Source organism: Rhodococcus sp. 05-340-2, from assembly GCF_002258915.1.
Classification (GTDB): domain Bacteria; phylum Actinomycetota; class Actinomycetes; order Mycobacteriales; family Mycobacteriaceae; genus Rhodococcoides.
In genome coordinates, this window is the sequence record NZ_NOYU01000026.1 from 120,993 (window position 1) to 139,722 (window position 18,730).

The window sequence follows — 18,730 nt, forward strand, 5'->3', positions numbered from 1 at the left end:
TCGCACGCCGACGGAAGGCGATCGAATCCGATGCCTGAGCAGAGCCGTCGCGGTGTCGGAGAAGCCGAGTTCGCGTTCGCTACCCGCGCGCTGGAATCGACCGGCCAGCTGCGAGTGCTCAGATATGCGATCTGTGCGCTGTGCATGTCCATGGTGATTCTCGGTGTCATCGTGCAAGTGCATCCGCTCGGGCCCGAGGGACTCCTGGCGCGGTCGGTCCACGGCGCAGTCATGGCGTCCGCAGCGGTGGTGGGGGCGTGGTGGTTCCTGCGGCCGTGGCCTGGCTACCGCGCTGCCATCGCATTCGTCGCATGGGCGGACGTCAGCGTAGTCGTGGCCGCCGCACTGACCACGGGGTCTCCCGCTCGGTTGTGCGCCACCATCCACATGGGTTTGGTCGGCGTGTTCATCGCATTTCTACTGGGTTGGCGCATCTTGGCGGCGCACTGTGCTTTCGCCGGCGTCGTTATCGCAGGCTTCACGGTCTGGGGCGTGCAGACCGAAGATGTGGGCGTTTTCGATCTCTACATCTACTTCGCCCCTGCGCTGTCTTCGGTTGTGGTCCTTCCGCTGGTGATCCAGGCGATCCTCGAGACCGCTCGACGATCGATACGCGCGACCGCCGTCCACGCGCGCCTCGACCCGCTGACCCGACTGCTCAACCGACGAGGCATGTACTCGGCTGTCGACGAGAGACTTGCCGAAACTCCCACGCCACCCCTGATCGGAGTGGCGGTGATCGACGTCGACCGGTTCAAACTGCTCAACGACCGTGGTGGACACAGCCTGGGCGACGCGGCCCTACGGTCGGTCGCCGACCGGCTCAGGACGGCGATCGGACCGACGGACGTGGCCGCACGCCTCGGTGGGGACGAGTTCGTGGCAGTCGTCTTCCCCGCGGATCGCGACGAGCTCGACACTTTCGTCTCGGGCTGCTCGGTGTTGAGGTCGTTCGACCTCGATGGCATCGGCATCAGTACGAGTATCGGAATCGCCTGGACGCCGACCACCGATCGCCGGCTTCGTCTCGACGAACTACTGCACCGAGCCGATGCCGCCATGTACGACGCGAAAGAACGCGGGGGAGAAGTGTCGGTCGTCGATTTCGCCTAGTCGACCTACTCTCCCGAGCGCGTCTACCGGGTCGCCCCCAGCTGAGCCTTTCCCAGAATTCCCGACGGCCGTTGCCGCACACGGCCGTCCACGATGTCGACGACTCCGCCTGCCCACTCGGGATCGGTGTCGGCGGCAGCCTGGGGATCCGCGTGGGCATCGGTGCCCTCCTCGGCGGTCACGGTGATCGAACGCTCCAGGGCCTCCCGGACGCTCATCAGTGACGTGCCGGGCTCGGCGAACACCTCCGTTGCCGCGTTCCCACGGCGCACCACCATGTCGTGGGTGAGGCTGTCCACCAACGAGATCACCGTGCCAGGAGGCATGGCGGTGATGGTGGCGACGGCGCGCCCCACCAGGCCGGTCGGCAACAGCGGAACCGGAATCTGTACGCGACGCAGACCGGCAACGCTGCCGTACGCCTTCAGCAACTCCGGGTAGCTCATCGTCTCGGTTCCGCCGATGTCGAACGTTCCCGGGCGTGCGGTGTCGCCGAGGGCACGGGCGATGATGGCGACCACATCGACGACGGCGATGGGCTGCACCTGCCTGCGCATCCACGTCGGGATGGGCGTGAGGGGCAGACGCTCGGTCATCCGTCGCACCAGCTCGAAGGAGGTCGATCCCGAACCGAGAATGATCGCCGCCCGCAGCACGGTGGCGTCGACGGAACTGTCGAGGAACGTCTCCTCGACCTGGAGGCGAGAGCGCAGATGATCGGACAACGGGGTGCCGTCGTCGGGGATGAGGCCGGAGAGGTAGACGATGCGGCGCAGGCCGTTGCGCTCCGCGGCGGCGGCCATGGACTGCGCGGCGTGGCGATCCTTCTCGACGAAATCGCCCTCGTCCATCGAGTGCACCAGATAGACGACGGCGTCCACATTCTCGGTCGCGGTGTCGAAGGTCTCGTGATCGTCGAGGTCGAAGTGCACCGCGGTGACGTGAGCGCCCCACGCGAAGCGCGACTTCTTACTCGGATCGCGCATGGCAGCGTGCACGTCGTGCCCCTGCTCGAGGAGCACGGGGATCAGCCGAGACCCGATGTATCCGGTTGCGCCGGTGACCAGCACTCGCATGAGATTCTCGTTTCTGTAGACAGAGGCCATACCCCGTCGGAGCAGTCTCACTCCCCGGCGTCGGAGGCAGATGACACACTGTGCGGGTGAGTGCGCGCATCAGGAACAACGTTCGGGTCGTCGGGGCTGCCGACGGCCCTGTGGTGATGCTCGCTCACGGGTTCGGTTGCGACCAGACTCTGTGGCGTTCGGTGACCGATATTCTGGCTCCGGATTTCTCGGTCGTGCTCTTCGATCACGTCGGGTCCGGAGCGTCGGACCCCTCGGCGTGGGATGCCGACAAGTACGCGCCGTTGGATGCCTACGCCCGCGACATCGTCGACATCGTCGAGGAACTCGATCTTCGTGACGTGACGTTCGTCGGTCACTCGGTGGCGTCGATGATGGGTGTTCTCGCGGTCCAGGCGGCTCCCGAAAGATTCAGAAAGCTCTTTCTCCTGACGCCGTCCCCCCGGTACATCGACGACGGTGACTACCGCGGTGGGTTCAGCCGTGAGGACATCGACGAGTTGCTCGAGTCGTTGGACAGCAACTATCTCGGCTGGTCCGCATCGATGGCACCGATCGTGGTGAATGCGCCGGATCGACCGGATCTCGAGAACATGTGGACGGCGAGCTTCTGCCGAACCGATCCCGAGTGCGCACGGGTGTTCGCCCGCACCACCTTCCTGTCCGACAATCGCGCTGATCTGGCCGGGGTTGCCCTGCCCACGATGATCGTCGACTGTGCGCGGGATTCGCTGGCCCCGCCTCAGGTCGGCCGATACGTTCACGAACACATCGCCGGCAGCACTCTGCAGACCCTCGACGCCAGCGGGCACTGCCCGCACGTCACCGAACCCGAGCAGACCGCCGAGGCGATTGCGACCTTCGTGAGATCGTCGTGATCAACGAGCTCGACATCGAGGACCTGTACGAGAACGCGCCCTGCGGCTATCTGTCGGTTCTTCCGGACATGCGGATCGTGAGACTGAACTCGACGCTGGCGAACTGGCTCGGCTTCGACGTCGACGCCCTGATCGGGACCGACTTCACCCAACTTCTCACCGCCGGTGGCCGGATCCACTACGAGACCCATTTCGGTCCGATTCTGCGGATGTCCGGCCAGCTCGACGGCATTGCGATCGATTTCGTGACCTCCGATCGGCGTCGGCTGCCCGTGTTCATGACCGCGAACGTCAAGACCGACGAGACGGACACGCCGGTACTGATTCGCATCACCGCGCTCGACGCCAGGGACCGTCGCACCTACGAGCGCGAGTTGCTCGAGTCCCGAACGCGAGCGGAGCTGCTGGCGAAGACACTGCAGCGGTCGCTGCTGCCGCCAGCGCTGCTGCCGCCGTCGGGAATGACCGCTGCCGCGCACTATCACGCGGCATCGAGCGACGAGGTGGGTGGAGATTTCTACGATCTGTTCCCGCTGTCGGACGATCGCTGGGGATTTTTCCTCGGCGACGTGTGCGGCAAGGGTGCGTCGGCCGCAGCCGTGACGTCGTTGACGCGGTACACCCTGCGCGCGGCTGCGGTGTACGACCACGACCCGGTCGCGGTACTGCACAACCTGGACTCGGTTCTGCGGCAGGAGTTCCGCGAGAACAATGCGCAGTTCTGCACAGCAGTGTTCGGGGTGCTCAGCCGCTCGGCCGGAGGATTCGAGGTGTCGATGGCCAGTGGTGGTCATCCGCCTCCGCTGGTGATGCGCGCCGACGGCAGCGCACAGTACGTCCACATGACGGGTGGGCAACTGGTCGGAATTCTGCGTCACGCGCGCTTCGTGCCTGCCACCGTGACGTTGAGCGCGGGCGACACCCTGATGCTCTACACCGACGGGCTCACCGAGGCCCGGGTGGGCACAGGTCGATACGACGACGAGGGCGCGCTGCTCGAGTTCGCCAGTGCCCACGCCCCGGCGACGCCCGCGATGATCGTCGAGGATCTACGGGTCCTGCTGAACAGCTTCGGCACCGGCTTGGCCGACGACGCAGCCGTGATGGCGCTTGGAGTGTCGTCAGTCGAGAGCGGCGAGGGCTGACGCCAGATCGGCGTGCAGTGCGAATTCCTGATCGAGGCCCATCAGTTTGATCGGGCGGCTGGTTGTCGGCCCGTCGGCGACGACCGAGAAGACAAGAGTGTCCCCGTGATCCTTCTGCGTCGACGCCAGCACGGTCATGGCAGCCGAGGCCAGGAACGAGACCTTGCTCAGATCGACGATCAGTGCGGCAGGCGTGGTGGAAACCTGCGCGTCGATCGCGGTCGACAGCGCGGGGGCCGTGGTGACGTCGAGTTCACCGGCGACAGCGATGACGGCCGCGTGCCCGTCGTTGCTGGACTGGATGGAAAATCCGGCGGTGTTCGTATCGGCTGGCATGTGTACTCCTGAATCGTTACCCGCCGCGCTCGTCGACGGGGCATGCGGACCATTCAATCAGTAGGTCCTAGCTGAACGTGACCTGCGTTCCTCTGAGCGCGGGAGCGCCGACCGTCGTGGTCCAGGACGGCACTGCGTCGGGCGAGATCCCCGTGGCCCCGCCGTAGACGACGGCCAGAGTCTGCTGCTCGGTGACCGAGTTCGCGTACGACGCGGGCACGGGGGAGAACTGAGGAACCGGAAGTGACGGAATGTCCTGTTCGCCGGGGTTTCTCGACGGCACCTGGTACGAGCCGTCGTTGGAGGAGCCGCCCGAATATTGGGGAAAGTATTCGCCGGTCGAGCGATCGAGGGGCGTAGGGCAGCTCGGGGGCCGGTTCTGCTCGAACAGTCGCGGCTCGTCCTGGTTCGGTAGGTACCGACCCTTCGGGTTGACGAACGGCATCGAGACGTTGATGCCGGGATACTCGTCGCCGACCCCGGTGACGATCCTGCCGCGTCGTGCGCCCTCGGCGAACTGGGCGACGGTGCAGCCGAGAGCCGGGGAGAACTCGGCGAACACCTCGAGTGCTTCGCGGGAATTCGCGGCCAGCCCGATGAGATCGGCAGAGTTGGCATCGAGGAAATCCGCGGTCGTGCTCGAGGCCGACGTGATCGAGGAGTACAGCGTTTCGAGGGCCGGCCGCTTCTCGACGACGGTGTTGCCGGTGGTCCGTAGGTTGTCCAACGCGTTGATCAACTCGGGAGCCGCATCGGAGTAGGTCTGCGAGAAGTCGGCGAGCCCGCGCAGGTCCTCCTGAATCGCGGGCAATTCGGTGTTGAGCCCGGCAAAGATGTTCTCGAGTCTGTCGATCGTGAGCCCGAGTTTCTCACCGCGACCGCTCAGACCCTGTGCGAGTGCGCCGAGGGTGTTCGACAGGTCCTCCGGCGGCACTGCCTGGAGCAGCGGCAACAGGCCGTCGAGCACCTGTCCGACCTCGATCGCGTTGCCGCTGCGATCCTGCTTCAACACCGTGCCCTCGGTGATCGGCGACCCGGGCCTGCCGTCCGGCAGAACCAACGCGACGTACCGTTCGCCGAACAGTGTCTTCGGCAGCAGTCGCGCCGTGGCGTTCGACGGAATCATCTCGGCCATGTCCGGCTCGATGGCCAACTCCGAGGTGACGACGCCACCGGCCGTCGTCGCCGATCGCACTTCGCCGACGATCATTCCGCGAACCTTGACGTCGGCGTTGCTGGGAAGTGCGTTGCCGACGGAATCGGTCTCGAGGGATACCGTCACGACGTCCTTGAACGTCTTGTTGTACGAGGTGACACTCCACCCGACGAACATGACGATGAGTACGACGAGACCGATTCCGAGGAGTCGGTTCTGGACCGGCGAGGGGGAGCCGGTCATGGATGAGTCGCAACGACGACAGCAGTCATGTCGCGAACCTTAGTGGTACACAACGTCACACTTACTACCGAAGATTGGTTTGTGAGATGGACCTAGCACTTCGGCAATAATGTGATGTGCGCCATAACGTGTCAGTCGGCAATCAGCCGGGGGGAATGGAACCAGCCGCCCTGCCCACCTTCACGCTGACGGCCGATGACGTATCGACCCGGAGCAATTCCGGTGGCTCCGTGTTCGGGGTGAATGAGGTACGCCGTCTGCGAGTTGGTCAGGATGCCCAGAGCCAGGCCCCGGACGTCGTGAACGGGACTCGCCCACGAGCACCATCCGCCGTCGGCGACCAGGCTGTGCGGGTTGCCGCCTGCGGCGCTGCGCAGTAGTTCGATTCCCGTCAGTGGCACGTTCTCGCGCCGGGTCTGTTCGGTGGGGACGACTATGCCGTCGAGCAGTGCGTACGGTACGACGATCAGATCGCCTTGTGCTTGCAGGCCGTCGATGACGGGCACGGATATCTCCTTGTCGAGATAGTCGAAAACGTCGAGACCGGTGAGGTCGGTCAGTGCGGACAGGGTGATGTTCGAGTTCATGTGTTTCACCTTGGGTGTGTTGAAAGGGGTGTGGTGTCGAGATGTGGTGTCAGGTTCTGCGGAGCAGTCGGCCGTAGTCGGCTCCGGCCAGACCGTAGGTCCAGCCCGCGGCGTCGACCGCGGACGAGAACGCGCCGGGGACGCGAAGGCCGTAGCGACGGCGTTCGCCGTCCCGTTCGCGAGAGCCGTTGACGGCAAGCAGTATTCGCCCCTCGTCGCCCCATCCTGCGGGTGTGGCGAACAGTTGCAGGGTGCAACCGGGATTGCCCGGATCGTCGTCGGTGTCGACCAGTCGCAAACCGGCTCGATCCAGATAGGCATCCCAGCCCATTCGTTCGATGGCGCTGCGTCGGATCTCGACGTTGCGTTCGACGGTGATGCGCTCGACCGTCGGATCGTGGATCACCCACGCGGGAACCACGGTCCCGTTCAGGACATGGACACCGCTGCCGTCGACGAACTCGACCGCTGGAGAGGACGAATTGTGCAGTCGCACTTCACCGTGCACCGGATCGGGAAGCGGTTCGGCGTGCAGAACCGTCGGGCGTTCGGACATCACCGCGATGTCGTCGAACGCCCACCACCATCCCGTGGATTCGACGAGGGCGGATTGAACGTCGAGAAGTTCGTTGTCCTCGCGCCCGAACGTCATGAGGTCGAAGGAGCGATAGATGTCGTAGTAGGCGACGCGATGGGCTTCCTGTTGGCCGTACCAGGTGATACTGCCGAAGGGGTGCGGCGCGAGGGATCGGACGGCCGTGGCCACGCCGTCGAAGAGGCTGGTGTGCAACGAGTTCCGCACGGTTCGGCGGATGATCGGATCGGGACTGATGCCGGCGCGGGCCGCATCCTCCGGACTTCGGGTGGCGATGGTGATTCGCGCCTCTCGATCGCCCCGCACATTCGGATTCTGGTGGAAATACCACCGCGGCCATTCGATTCTTCGTCGATCGATTCGCTGGTCCATCCGGTGTCGGGAATCGGACAGAACGGTTGCGATCCGGGCTGCCACACTTGCATTCTTCGTCAATGTCCTGGCGGTGATCAGCGCTGCAGCAGCTGGAGGAGAGGGCACCCAGACGAACTTCGGCTCCTGGTATCCTGATCGTCGATACAGTTGTGCCACAGCTGATTCCGCGGCTGTTCTGTCGGAGGGGCCGGCCTTCAGGCCGTAGTCGAGCCATCGATCGCGCTGCGCACAGATCGCACGAATGCTCTCGGCATAATCATCGGGATTGTCACTGAATGTGCCTCGACGGGGAAATGTCGACGGCATCGGCACGGCGCTCACGTGAGGGAGGCGGTGTCCGCCTTTCCGGTTGTCATGAAGAAAAGAGTGACACGAGAATGGGATGAGCGCAAGAGGGTCAGCCGCGCGAGCGGAGGATCAACTGGGCCGCACTGATGTCGTCGATGACGAGGTCGGTGATCAATCCGCCGCGCAGCGCGGCGGTGAGGGCGTCGAGTTTGGACGCTCCTGCGACGATGCAGACTCGGCGCGGTACCACCTTGAGTCGGTCCAGGCTCGGTCCACTCGATCTGTCGTTCAACGCAATTCGATCGTGGCTACCGTCGGAGCGCAGGAACACGGTGGCGATGTCTCCGACGACGCCGTCGCGTTGGAGTTCGGCTCTGTCCTCGCGTTCGAGGTAGCCGGCGCTGTAGACGTGACTCGGAACGGCGCCGCTCATGACGCCGATACTGAACACGGCGAGGTTCATCCGATCCTGCAGTTCGAGTACTCGCTTGATGCTGCGTTCGCGCCACAGGTGTCTGCGGGTTTCGGGGTAGTCGAAGAATGCGGGCACCGGAAATCCCTGCGCCACAGCACCGTAGGCGTCGGCGAAGGTTCGGACGATGTCGGTGGCGTAGGAGACGCCGGTGGTGCGGGTGTTCGCTGCACCGTTGAGCTGCACGACGGTCGAGTTGTGGGTTCGTTTGGGTGCGAGCTTGCGACTGACGGCGCTGACGGTGGTTCCCCAGGCGACGCCCATCACCATGTCGGACTCGAAGAACGATGTCAGCAATCGGCCTGCGAAGGTGGCGACGCGATCGAGGCGCTGTAGTTCGTCGACGGTTTCCGACACGGGGACGACATGTGCACGAATGTCGTACAGATCGGCGAATGCGCGCTCGATTCGTGGTGCCTGGCCGAGGGGGGTGGAGATCTTGATTTCCACCAGTCCCGATGCCCGCGCGAACGTGATGAGTCGCGAGACTGTCGACCGAGATACGCCCAGCTCACGGCCGATCGCCGCCATCGTCATGTCCTGGAAGTAGTAGAGGCGCGCCGCCTGGGTGGCATGGCCGGTCCGCAGATCCGATTCGGGCGCACTGCGTTGGTCCGTCACCATCGCAGTATACGACCGCTTTGCACATATGTGCATCAGCTGTGCAACGCAGTGCAGGCCGTCTACCGTGGCAAACAGCACGCAATGTGGCGTGCATCACCAACTTTGCGGAGGCTACACAATGGCTCGTAAGGAACCGGAATGGGGACTGCCGGCGCACATGGCTGCCGAGTTCGCCGGAACCATGATTCTCATTCTGTTCGGCGTCGGCGTCGTCGCGCAGGTCGTTTCGGGGGGTGAATCGGGAAGTCTCGGAGACCACGACTCGATCGCCTGGGCATGGGGGCTGGGCGTGATGTTCGGCATCTACGTCGCGGGCCGTATCACCGGCGCACACCTCAACCCCGCGGTCACGATCACGTTCGCACTCTTCCGCGGATTCAGCTGGAAGATGGTTGCGCCCTACATCCTCGCGCAGACCGCAGGGGCCTTCGTGGCCGCGCTGCTGGTGCGCTGGAACTACAACGACATGATCAACGCAGTGGACCCCGGGCACACCACCGCCACCCAGACGATCTTCTCGACGCTTCCCGGAAACGGAACGTTGCCCGTCAGCGTGTCCTCGGCACTGATCGATCAGATCATCGGCACCGCGATCCTGCTGTTCCTCATTGTGGCCGTGACCGATTCGCTCGGCACCGCACCGATGGCCAACATGGCTCCACTGATCGTCGGCCTCATCGTCGTCGCCATCGGCTTCGCATGGGCCACCAACGCCGGATACGCGATCAACCCGGCCCGAGATTTCGGACCTCGCCTGGCGTCGTACATCACCGGTTACGGTGGAGCCTGGCGTGATCAGTACGGCGGCCTGTACTTCTGGGTCCCGATCGTCGGACCTCTCGTAGGCGGACCGATAGGAGTGTTCCTGTACGACCTGCTCATCGGAAAGAACCTACGCAAACAAGAAGGTTCGACGCCCGAGCCGCCATCACGACTCCCAGCAGACACCCAGACCACAGGAGAGAAGCCATGACCGAGTTCGCAGGAAAGTACGTCGCCGCGATCGATCAGGGAACCACGTCTTCACGCTGCATGATCTTCGATCACGCGGGCACCGTCGTCGCGGTCGATCAGAAGGAACACCAGCAGATCTTTCCGCAGGCCGGTTGGGTCGAGCACGACGCATCGGAGATCTGGGACAACGTGCGCGCCGTCGCGGCCGGTGCCATGGCCGCAGCGGATCTGACGCGTGAGGACATCGCCGCAGTCGGTATCACCAACCAGCGTGAGACTGCGCTGGTGTGGGATCGCAAGACGGGCAAGCCGATCTACAACGCCATCGTCTGGCAGGACACCCGTACCGACCGCATCGCCACCGCCCTCGGCGGCGGCGACGCCAACAAGTACACAGCCAAGACCGGCCTGCCCCTGGCCACCTACTTCTCCGGGCCGAAGATCAAGTGGATCCTCGACAACGTCGACGGTGCACGGGCCAAAGCCGAAGCGGGAGAGCTGTGTTTCGGCAACATGGACACCTGGGTGCTGTGGAACATGACCGGCGGTGTCGACGGCGGGTTGCACTACACCGATCCGACCAATGCCTCGCGCACCTTGCTGATGGACCTGGACACCCTGCAGTGGGACGAGAGCATTTGCGCGGACATGGACATCCCGATGTCGATGATGCCCGAGATCCGCTCGAGCTCCGAGGTGTACGGCACCGGCCGTGAGCGCGGACCGTTCAGTGGAGTGCCGATCGCAGGCATCCTCGGCGATCAGCAGGCAGCGACCTTCGGGCAGGCCTGCCTGTCTCCCGGTGAAGCCAAGAACACCTACGGCACAGGCAATTTCGTACTTCTCAACACCGGTACCGAAAAGGTCATGAGCAAGAACGGCTTGCTGACCACGGTCTGCTACAAGATCGGCGACCAGCCGACGGTGTACGCACTCGAAGGTTCCATCGCCGTGACGGGCTCGCTCGTGCAGTGGCTTCGTGACAACCTGGGCATGATCTCCTCGGCCGCGGACATCGAGACCGACGCACGGTCGGTGGACGACAACGGCGGCGCGTACTTCGTACCCGCATTCTCCGGACTCTTCGCCCCGCACTGGCGATCGGACGCCCGCGGTGCCATCGTGGGATTGACGCGGTTCGTCAACAAGGGTCATCTGGCCCGTGCCGTCCTCGAAGCCACCGCGTACCAGACGCGTGAGGTGATCGAGGCCATGAACGCCGACTCCGGTGTCGATCTCGAGGTACTCAAGGTCGACGGCGGCATGGTCGTCAACGAGCTGCTTATGCAGTTCCAGTCCGACATCCTGAATGTCGACGTGGTGCGTCCCGTCGTGGCCGAAACCACCGCTCTCGGAGCGGCGTACGCGGCAGGCCTCGCCGTCGGATACTGGGCGAGCGAGGACGACATTCGTCAGAACTGGGCCGAGGACAAGACATGGACTCCGTCCATGGACGAAGACCAGCGGGCGAAGCTCTACGCCGGCTGGAAGAAGGCAGTAACACGTACTCTCGATTGGGTTGATGAAGAATGAGTTCCACCACAACGGCTTTGAGTCCACAGTCGCGCGCAGACGCGCTGGCGAGGATGGAAGCCGAAGAGCTCGACATCCTGGTGATCGGCGGCGGCGTCGTCGGCGCGGGAACAGCGTTGGACGCAGTGACCCGCGGATTGAAGGTGGGCCTGCTCGAAGCGCGGGACTACGCGGCCGGCACGTCCAGCCGCTCGAGCAAGCTGTTCCACGGCGGTCTGCGCTACCTCGAGCAGTTCAACTTCGCGTTGGTGTTCGAGGCGCTGAAGGAGCGTTCGCTGGTACTGAACAAGCTGTGCCCGCACCTCGCTCGTCCGGTGCCGTTCATCTATCCGCTCGAGAAGGTGATCGACCGTCCGTACGTCGGTCTCGGCATCGGCGTGTACGACGTCATGGGTGCCGGACGCGGTGTCCCGAGCCACCACAAGCACCTCGGCAAGAAGAAGACGCTCGAGTCCTTCCCGTCCGGTAAGCGTTCGGCGATCCGCGGTGCGGTGAAGTTCTACGAGGGTCAGGTCGACGACGCGCGGCACACGATGATGCTCGCTCGTACCGCGGCTGCCTACGGTGCGTTGTGCGCCAACAGCACTCGCGTCACGGGGTTCCTGCGGGAGGACGACAAGGTCGTCGGCGTCGTGGCGAGCGACCTCGAGACGGGCCGGTCCTTCGAGGTCCGGGCCAAGCAGGTCATCAACGCCGCGGGTGTCTGGACCGACGAGGTGCAGCAGATGGTCGGTGGGCGTGGACAATTCCAGGTCCGCGCCTCCAAGGGCGTGCACCTGGTGGTGCCGCGCAATCGCATCAACAGTGCCACCGGCATCATCACGCGTACCGAGAAGAGTCTGCTGTTCGTCATTCCCTGGGGCAGTCACTGGATCATCGGTACCACCGATACCGACTGGAAGCTCGACCTGGCTCATCCGGCCGCGAGCCAGAGCGATATCGACTACATCCTGGGCCACGTGAACAAGTTGCTCGCCGATCCGCTGGATCGCACGGACGTCGTCGGCGTGTACGCGGGATTGCGTCCGTTGCTGTTCGGCGAATCCGATTCCACCAGCACTCTTTCGCGCGAGCATGCGGTGTCCAGCCCGGTACGCGGACTGACCGTCATCGCCGGTGGCAAGTACACCACCTACCGCGTGATGGCCAAGGATGCAGTCGATTCCGCGGTGCACGGGCTCGAGCGGACGGTACCGAAGTGCGTCACCGAGGACATTCCTCTCGTCGGTGCCGACGGTTACCTCGGTGCGTTCAACTCCCGCGCGCTGACGGCCGAACGCACCGGGATGCGCGTCTCACGCGTCGAGCATCTGCTCGGTCGGTACGGCACTCTGATGGGTGAGTTGTTGGATCTCATCGACGCCGATCCCGAGCTCGGTAAGCCTCTCGAGAATGCACCGGAGTACCTGAAGGCCGAGGCCGTCTATGCCGCGAGTCATGAAGGCGCGCGGCACCTCGAGGATATTCTGACGCGTCGTACTCGCATCTCCATCGAGGTTCCCGATCGCGGGGAGGCAGCGGCCGAGGAAGTGGCGCATCTCGTCGCGCCGATCCTCGGGTGGGACGCGCAGCATGTCGCCGAGGAGATCGAGCACTACCGGCTTCGTGTTCTCGCAGAACGGGATTCGCAGGAGCAGCCCGATGACGACACTGCCGATGCAGCACGGCTCGGGGCACCGGACGTGCGCGCCGGGGTGAGCTGAACCGAGTAATGGCGGCGGTCCTCGTGAAGAGGACCGCCGCCATCGCTTGTCGGTACCGGGTCAGCCCTGCAGCAACGTGAACGAATGTTCTCGGATCAGGATGGACGGGCCGCCGGCCTCGTAGGCCTGGTCCGGGTCACTCGAGGTCGACTGAGTCCACGTGACCTTCGGCAGGGTGAATTCCACGGTCCCGGGTGAGGCGTTGACCATCCACGCGAACGACGCATCTCCCTCGCCTGCGCGCATCAACACCAGGATGCTGTGCGCATTACCGTCCGACCAATCCTCGTCGGACAGCTTCTCGCCGTCGGCGCGGTAGAAGTCGACGGTGTCCGGGCCCGCTCCCTCTTCCTCGGAATCGCTGTCGTGGCGGAACCAGGTGGGACGCAGGGCCGGGTGCTCGGTGCGGAGCGCGATGAGATGGGTGGTGAAGTCGATGAGGTCCTGATCGGCTGTGCTCCAGTCGAACCAGGAGACCTCGTTGTCCTGGCAGTAGGCGTTGTTGTTGCCGTTCTGCGTTCGGCCGAGCTCGTCGCCGCCGAGGATCATCGGAACTCCGGCCGAGAGCAGCAGCGTGGCCAGGTGGTTACGTTGCTGGCGGGCCCGCAGCGCGTTGACGCCCTCGTCGTCGGTCGGGCCCTCGGCTCCGCAGCCCCACGAGCGGTTGTCGGACTCGCCGTCCTGGCTGTCCTCGCCGTTCTCCTCGTTGTGCTTGTCGTCGTAGGAATTCAAGTCGGCCAACGTGAAACCGTCGTGTGCGGTGATGAAGTTGACGCTGGCCAACGTGGGTCGACGGGTGCTCTCGTAGACGTCAGGGCTGCCGGTGACGCGCTGAGCCAGTGCGGGAAGCGCACCGCCCTCGCCGCGCCAGAAGTCACGGACGTCGTCGCGGAACTTACCGTTCCACTCCGACCAGCGGGCCGGGAATCCGCCCACCTGATAGCCCTGGGTGTCCCACGGTTCGGCGATGAGCTTGACCGGGGCCAGCGTCGGGTCCTGATGCACCAGGCTCAGGAATGCGCTGTGCACGTTCAGGTCCGAGTCCTGGCGAGTCAGGGTGCTGGCGAGGTCGAAGCGGAAGCCGTCCACGTGCATCTCGGTCACCCAGTACCGCAGCGAGTCCAGGATCAGCGCCAGGGCTGCGGGATGGCCGACGTTGAGACTGTTGCCGGTACCCGTGGTGTCGTAGTACGCGCTCCGGTCGTCGTCGACCAGTCGGTAGTGCGAGCCGTTGTCGATTCCCTTGAGCGAGAGCGTCGGTCCGAGATGGTTGCCCTCGGCGGTGTGGTTGTAGACGACGTCGAGAATGACCTCGATGCCGTTCTCGTGCATGGCCTTGACCAATGCCTTGAACTCGTCCACCTGGCCGCCGGTGTCCCCGCTGCTGCTGTATTCGTTGTGCGGCGCGAAGAAGCCGATGGAGTTGTATCCCCAGTAGTTCCGCCGCCCTTCCTCGAGCAGATGCGAATCCTGGACGAACTGGTGGATCGGCAGCAACTCCACCGCGGTGACGCCGATGCGCTTGAGATGCGCGATCGCGGCGGGGTGCGCCAGGCCGGCGTACGTTCCTCGAATATCCTCGGGTACATCGGGATTGGTGGCGGTGAATCCCTTCACATGAACCTCGTAGACGACCGTCTTGTCCAAGGGTGTGCGCGGTGACTCGTCGCCGGACCAATCGAAATTCGACTGCACCGCAACGGAATACGGCATGTGAGGCCCCGAGTCCTCGTTGTTGCGGGTCTCCGGCTCGGCATGCAGATGCGAGAAGACCGACTCGTTCCAATCGACCTGACCGGTGATGGCGGTTGCATACGGGTCGAGGAGCAACTTCGCCGAGTTGTGCCGCAGCCCCGACGCGGGATCCCACGGGCCGTCGACGCGCAGTCCGTAGCGGGCACCCGGCGTGACATCGGGAACCAGATCGTGGAAGACGTGGCCGGTGAGCTGCGTCAAAGGCGTTGTACTGCGCTCTGTTCCGTCGTCGTTCAGCACGACCACGGACACCGAATCCGCTGTTTCGGAGTAGACGGCAAGGTTGGCACCGTCGGTGGACAGTTGCGAGACACCCAGGGGATACGGGAGGCTTGATGAGGAGGGCATGCTGGCCGCTGTACCCCCAGGAAGGACGAGCGAAACGCCTGCATACCGGCCGTTCGGCTACTATCGATGCCGAGATTGCGCCCGTAGAATGTCCGCGGAACGCAGGTTACGAAGGACGAGGCGATGAATTCCCCACAACCCGACGGCAGTTCGGCCCAGCTGGACGAGCTGTTTCCGGGTGACAACGCCACCGACGCGCGTTTTCGCGAGCTGGATTGGACGGCGACCGATCTGGGACCGGTGGAGAGCTGGCCGCAGGAGTTGGTGACGGCCGTACGAACCGTCATGCCGTCGACGATCCCGATGCTGATCTGGTGGGGTCCGCAGCTGGTGCAGATCTTCAACCACACGTACACCGATTTCCTCGGGGCGAAGTTCCCGGACGCTGCGGGTCAGCGAGCCAGTGACTGTTGGTCCGAAATGTGGGACTACGTCGGCGGATTGTGCACGCAGGTGATCGATGACCGGAAGCCGGTTCACGGTGTTCGGCAGATGTTCCTGATGAATCGTCACGGCTACCCCGAGGAGACGTACTGGACTTTCTCGTACAGCCCGATCTTCGGAGCGGGCCGTACGGTACTCGGCGTGTTCGTCGCCACGACCGAGGTGACCATGCAGGTGCTCGGCGAACGCCGGATGCGTGCGCTGCTCGCCCTGGGGTCGCTGACCGGTGACGACATCGGCGGTCCCGTGGAGATCTGCCGGCGCGCCGTCGAGGCATTGGGCAACGAGGCACGTGAGTTCCCCCTCGTGGCGGCCTACCTGCGCCGCGGCTTGTCCGACGACGGAGAACTCGACCACATCGCGACGTCGGGTGCGGTCGGATGCGAAGCCGCAACCTGGGACCTCGCAGACGTCGTCGACGTCTCGGACGGACGGCTGATCCATTCGACCGTCGACGTCGACGGGGCCGTCACGAGCGCTGTGGTCGTTCCGTTGGCCCTGGCAGGATCGGTTCGGCCCGTCGGAGCCCTGCTGATCGGAGTCGACGAATACCTCGCTCAGGACGACTCCGTCGAGTCCTTCCTCGTCGCGGTGGCCGAGCGAGTGTCGACCGCACTGACCGCCTCGCACGCCTTCGAGATGGAGAGACGACGCGTTGCGGCACTGGCGGAGGCCGACGAAGCGAAGACGCGTCTGCTCGAGAACGTCGGACACGAGTTCCGCACTCCCTTGACCTTGCTCACCGGTCCGCTGGATGCGGTACGGGGGAGTGTGGCGTCGACGCTGACGGAGTCCGACCGAGAGTCCCTCGATGTCGTTCACCGTGCGTCGATGCGACTGCGCAGGCTCGTCGACGATCTGTTGGACGTGGTCAGCGCGGATGCCGGTCAACTCGTCGCGCATCCCGAGCCGACCGACCTCGCCGCGGTGACGCGCGATTGCGTGTCCATGTTCGCGTCGGTCGCCTCGGATCGAGGACTCGAGCTCGTCTCCGACGCAGGGGAGGACGTGGTCGTCCTGATCGACTGCGAGATGTGGTCGAAGATCGTGTTCAATCTTGTCGCGAACGCCGTGAAGTACACCCAGTCCGGTCGGATCTCCGTACGACTGAGGGGCGACACCGACACCGTTCGCCTCGTCGTGGCCGATACCGGGCTCGGCATCCCCGCCGACGATCTGCCGCGCATCTTCGAGCGGTTCCACCGCGTCGAACGATCCGGCGCACACAGTATCGAAGGCTCCGGCATCGGGCTGGCCCTCGTATCGGACCTTCTCACCGCCCTCGGCGGGCGTATCGACGTCGACAGCGAGGTGGGCCGCGGCAGTGTCTTCACCGTTGTGGTGCCGCGCCTACCGGTGGAGGCCGCCGCAGCCGTCGAGCGGCCCGCAGCCGCTGCCGATTCGGTGTCGGCGATCTTCGCCTCGAACGACTCGGCGACGGTGACCGCCGACCGAGCGGACATCCTGCTCGTCGAAGACAACGTCGACTTGCGCAACTATCTCGTCCGCCTGCTGATCGCCGAGGGCTGGTCCGTCACGACCGCGGGCGACATCGAGACCGCACTCGACAGCGCCCGATCGACGAAGCCGGGGCTCGTACTGTCCGATGTGATGCTTCCCGGTCGCAGCGGTCTGGAACTGGTGGACGAGATCCGCCGCGACGACGACCTGCAGCGGGTGCCGGTGATCCTGCTGACCGCCCGAGCGGGAACCGACTTCGTACTCGACGGCCTCGGGCGCGGTGCCGAGGACTACATCGTCAAACCGTTCCACGACCGCGAGTTGGTGGCCCGCGTTCGAGTGCACCTCGAACTGTCCCGCATGCGCGAGCAGTTGCTCGAAGAAAGCGACAACCAGGCCGCGACGCTGCGCAGTGCCCTCGACACCCGTGCGGCCATCGGCCGTGCCGTCGGAATCCTGATGTCGGTGTACCGCATCGACGCCGACGCGGCCTTCGCGCAACTGACCGAACTGTCGCAGAACTCGAACCGCAAAACTCGCGACCTGGCAACCATGATCGCCGACGACTTCACCGCTGGGCTCAGCCGCGAAGGTCAGTGATTGCGGCGGTAGTTCTCGCGTTCCCGTTCGAGTTCGGCCGTTTTCTTCTCGCTCTTCAGGTCTGCCGGTAGCCCGTGGATCTCGAGGCGTCGGGCGCGGTTCTGGTCCATGTACGCCGCCGTGTAGAACAGCGCGAGCAGCAGGCTGAGCAGCACCATCGAGGCGCGCAGCCAGATCGCTCCTGGGAAGAGGACGAAGAATCCGATGAAGATCGGTAGGAACGGAATCATCGACCGCAGGATGTGACGCGGCGTTGCTCCCGGCCCGACGAGATCGTGTCGAACCCAGTCCTGCATGGAATCGGGGAGTTTGCGGCCGAGGACGGCGTAGCCCAGCCATTGGCCGAAGCGGGGACGGGTGCGGGTCGGGCGAGTGTTCACGACAGTGCTCCTGCTGCGATGGCCGCGTCGTTGACGCGGGTGAGGACGCGTCGCAGTTCGTCGAGCTCGGCGAGTGACGCGCCGAGCTTCGCCACGACGGCGGGTGGGATCTTCTCGGCCTTCTTGCGGAGCGCGGCCCCGGCCGCAGTGAGCGCGACGAGCAGAACGCGCTCGTCCTCGGCGCTTCGATTACGGGTGAGCAACCCCATCGACTCCAGACGCTTGAGAAGCGGCGAGAGGGTGGGCGAGTCGAGCTGCAGTGCCGATCCGATGGCTTTGACCGACATCGGCGACTCGCCCCACAACGCCAGCATCACCAGATACTGCGGATGCGTCAGTCCCATCGGCTCGAGCAGTGGCCGATACACCGACAGCACGGCACGGTTGGCGACGGCGAGCGCAAAGCAGACCTGGCGATCGAGCGCGAGTGGATCTTCGGTGGTCGTCACGCCGTCGAGGCTACCAGAATTACTTAGTGCATTAACCATTAGTGGGCGACCCAATACTGAAACTGAGAACTCGATGCCCGAAAGATGTTGCAAAAAGGGGCGAATGCTCGTGCGGTGATGTGTTGTCAGAGTCCCGGTCGGTCCGAATCGGATGAGTTCTCGTTCGGCATTTCATCCGGTCGGTTGCTGTGCAATGCTCCATGCAC

The 18,730-nt window shown here is 64.5% G+C and carries 16 protein-coding genes; 7 read left to right on the plus strand and 9 right to left on the minus strand.

The annotated features are described in order from the left end of the window. The first annotated feature begins 30 nt into the window (after window positions 1-30). Complete coding sequence (locus tag CH271_RS14645) at window positions 31-1,113, plus strand: GGDEF domain-containing protein (RefSeq protein ID WP_052047318.1); 1,083 nt, start codon at window positions 31-33, stop codon at window positions 1,111-1,113. A gap of 23 nt (window positions 1,114-1,136) precedes the next feature. On the opposite strand, the gene CH271_RS14650 is transcribed toward CH271_RS14645, so the two are convergent. Continuing rightward, a complete protein-coding gene (locus tag CH271_RS14650) occupies window positions 1,137-2,189 on the minus strand; it encodes an NAD(P)H-binding protein (protein WP_170945867.1) in 1,053 nt (350 codons plus the stop codon). Window positions 2,190-2,275: 86 nt separating this feature from the next. Between CH271_RS14650 and CH271_RS14655 the strand changes: the two genes are divergently transcribed. Together CH271_RS14655 and CH271_RS14660 are read left to right on the plus strand one after the other, a co-directional pair. Then, a complete protein-coding gene (locus CH271_RS14655) occupies window positions 2,276-3,076 on the plus strand; it encodes an alpha/beta fold hydrolase (RefSeq protein ID WP_037187486.1) in 801 nt (266 codons plus the stop codon). Further along, window positions 3,073-4,221, plus strand: coding sequence for a PP2C family protein-serine/threonine phosphatase (locus CH271_RS14660; RefSeq protein WP_094634065.1), 1,149 nt, complete (start codon window positions 3,073-3,075; stop codon window positions 4,219-4,221). Before CH271_RS14655 ends, CH271_RS14660 begins: the two co-directional genes overlap by 4 nt. Here CH271_RS14660 and CH271_RS14665 read toward each other — a convergent pair. The 5 genes from CH271_RS14665 to CH271_RS14685 form a co-directional block, all read right to left on the minus strand. Then, a complete protein-coding gene (locus CH271_RS14665) occupies window positions 4,198-4,557 on the minus strand; it encodes an STAS domain-containing protein (protein ID WP_094634066.1) in 360 nt (119 codons plus the stop codon). The genes CH271_RS14660 and CH271_RS14665 overlap by 24 nt on opposite strands. 67 nt (window positions 4,558-4,624) lie before the next feature. Beyond that, on the minus strand, window positions 4,625-5,956 hold the full coding sequence (locus CH271_RS14670) for an MCE family protein (protein WP_094634067.1): 1,332 nt from the start codon (window positions 5,954-5,956) through the stop codon (window positions 4,625-4,627). 131 nt (window positions 5,957-6,087) lie between these two features. After that, entirely contained in the window at window positions 6,088-6,543 is a 456-nt protein-coding gene (locus tag CH271_RS14675) for a hypothetical protein (RefSeq protein WP_037188815.1), read from the minus strand. Window positions 6,544-6,592: 49 nt separating this feature from the next. Next, entirely contained in the window at window positions 6,593-7,834 is a 1,242-nt protein-coding gene (locus CH271_RS14680; protein WP_373454622.1) for a DUF6745 domain-containing protein, read from the minus strand. Window positions 7,835-7,910: 76 nt separating this feature from the next. Beyond that, window positions 7,911-8,894 carry a sugar-binding transcriptional regulator gene (locus CH271_RS14685; RefSeq protein ID WP_094634117.1) on the minus strand — a complete coding sequence of 328 codons (984 nt, stop codon included), beginning with the start codon at window positions 8,892-8,894 and terminating at the stop codon, window positions 7,911-7,913. 121 nt (window positions 8,895-9,015) lie between these two features. Between CH271_RS14685 and CH271_RS14690 the strand changes: the two genes are divergently transcribed. From CH271_RS14690 to CH271_RS14700, 3 genes are read left to right on the plus strand one after another with little or no spacing between them, the layout of a single operon-like run. Next, window positions 9,016-9,870 carry an MIP/aquaporin family protein gene (locus CH271_RS14690; RefSeq protein WP_032379865.1) on the plus strand — a complete coding sequence of 285 codons (855 nt, stop codon included), beginning with the start codon at window positions 9,016-9,018 and terminating at the stop codon, window positions 9,868-9,870. Continuing rightward, a complete protein-coding gene (glpK, locus tag CH271_RS14695; RefSeq protein ID WP_037187500.1) occupies window positions 9,867-11,384 on the plus strand; it encodes a glycerol kinase GlpK in 1,518 nt (505 codons plus the stop codon). The genes CH271_RS14690 and glpK overlap by 4 nt, the downstream gene beginning before the upstream one ends. Further along, window positions 11,381-13,087, plus strand: a complete 1,707-nt coding sequence (locus CH271_RS14700) for a glycerol-3-phosphate dehydrogenase/oxidase (RefSeq protein ID WP_037187502.1) — start codon at window positions 11,381-11,383, stop codon at window positions 13,085-13,087. The genes glpK and CH271_RS14700 overlap by 4 nt, the downstream gene beginning before the upstream one ends. Window positions 13,088-13,147: 60 nt before the next feature. Here CH271_RS14700 and glgX read toward each other — a convergent pair whose 3' ends face one another. Beyond that, complete coding sequence (gene glgX / locus CH271_RS14705) at window positions 13,148-15,190, minus strand: glycogen debranching protein GlgX (RefSeq protein ID WP_094634068.1); 2,043 nt, start codon at window positions 15,188-15,190, stop codon at window positions 13,148-13,150. A gap of 123 nt (window positions 15,191-15,313) precedes the next feature. Between glgX and CH271_RS14710 the strand changes: the two genes are divergently transcribed. Continuing rightward, window positions 15,314-17,695 (plus strand): ATP-binding protein, encoded by a 2,382-nt coding sequence (locus CH271_RS14710; protein WP_094634069.1) that lies wholly within the window; start codon window positions 15,314-15,316, stop codon window positions 17,693-17,695. Here CH271_RS14710 and CH271_RS14715 read toward each other — a convergent pair. Both CH271_RS14715 and CH271_RS14720 read right to left on the minus strand, forming a co-directional pair. Continuing rightward, window positions 17,689-18,075: a DUF5313 family protein gene (locus CH271_RS14715; RefSeq protein ID WP_094634070.1), complete on the minus strand. Its 387-nt coding sequence runs from the start codon at window positions 18,073-18,075 to the stop codon at window positions 17,689-17,691. The genes CH271_RS14710 and CH271_RS14715 overlap by 7 nt on opposite strands. Beyond that, on the minus strand, window positions 18,072-18,524 hold the full coding sequence (locus tag CH271_RS14720; protein WP_256986419.1) for a MarR family winged helix-turn-helix transcriptional regulator: 453 nt from the start codon (window positions 18,522-18,524) through the stop codon (window positions 18,072-18,074). Before CH271_RS14720 ends, CH271_RS14715 begins: the two co-directional genes overlap by 4 nt. Window positions 18,525-18,730: the final 206 nt, after the last annotated feature.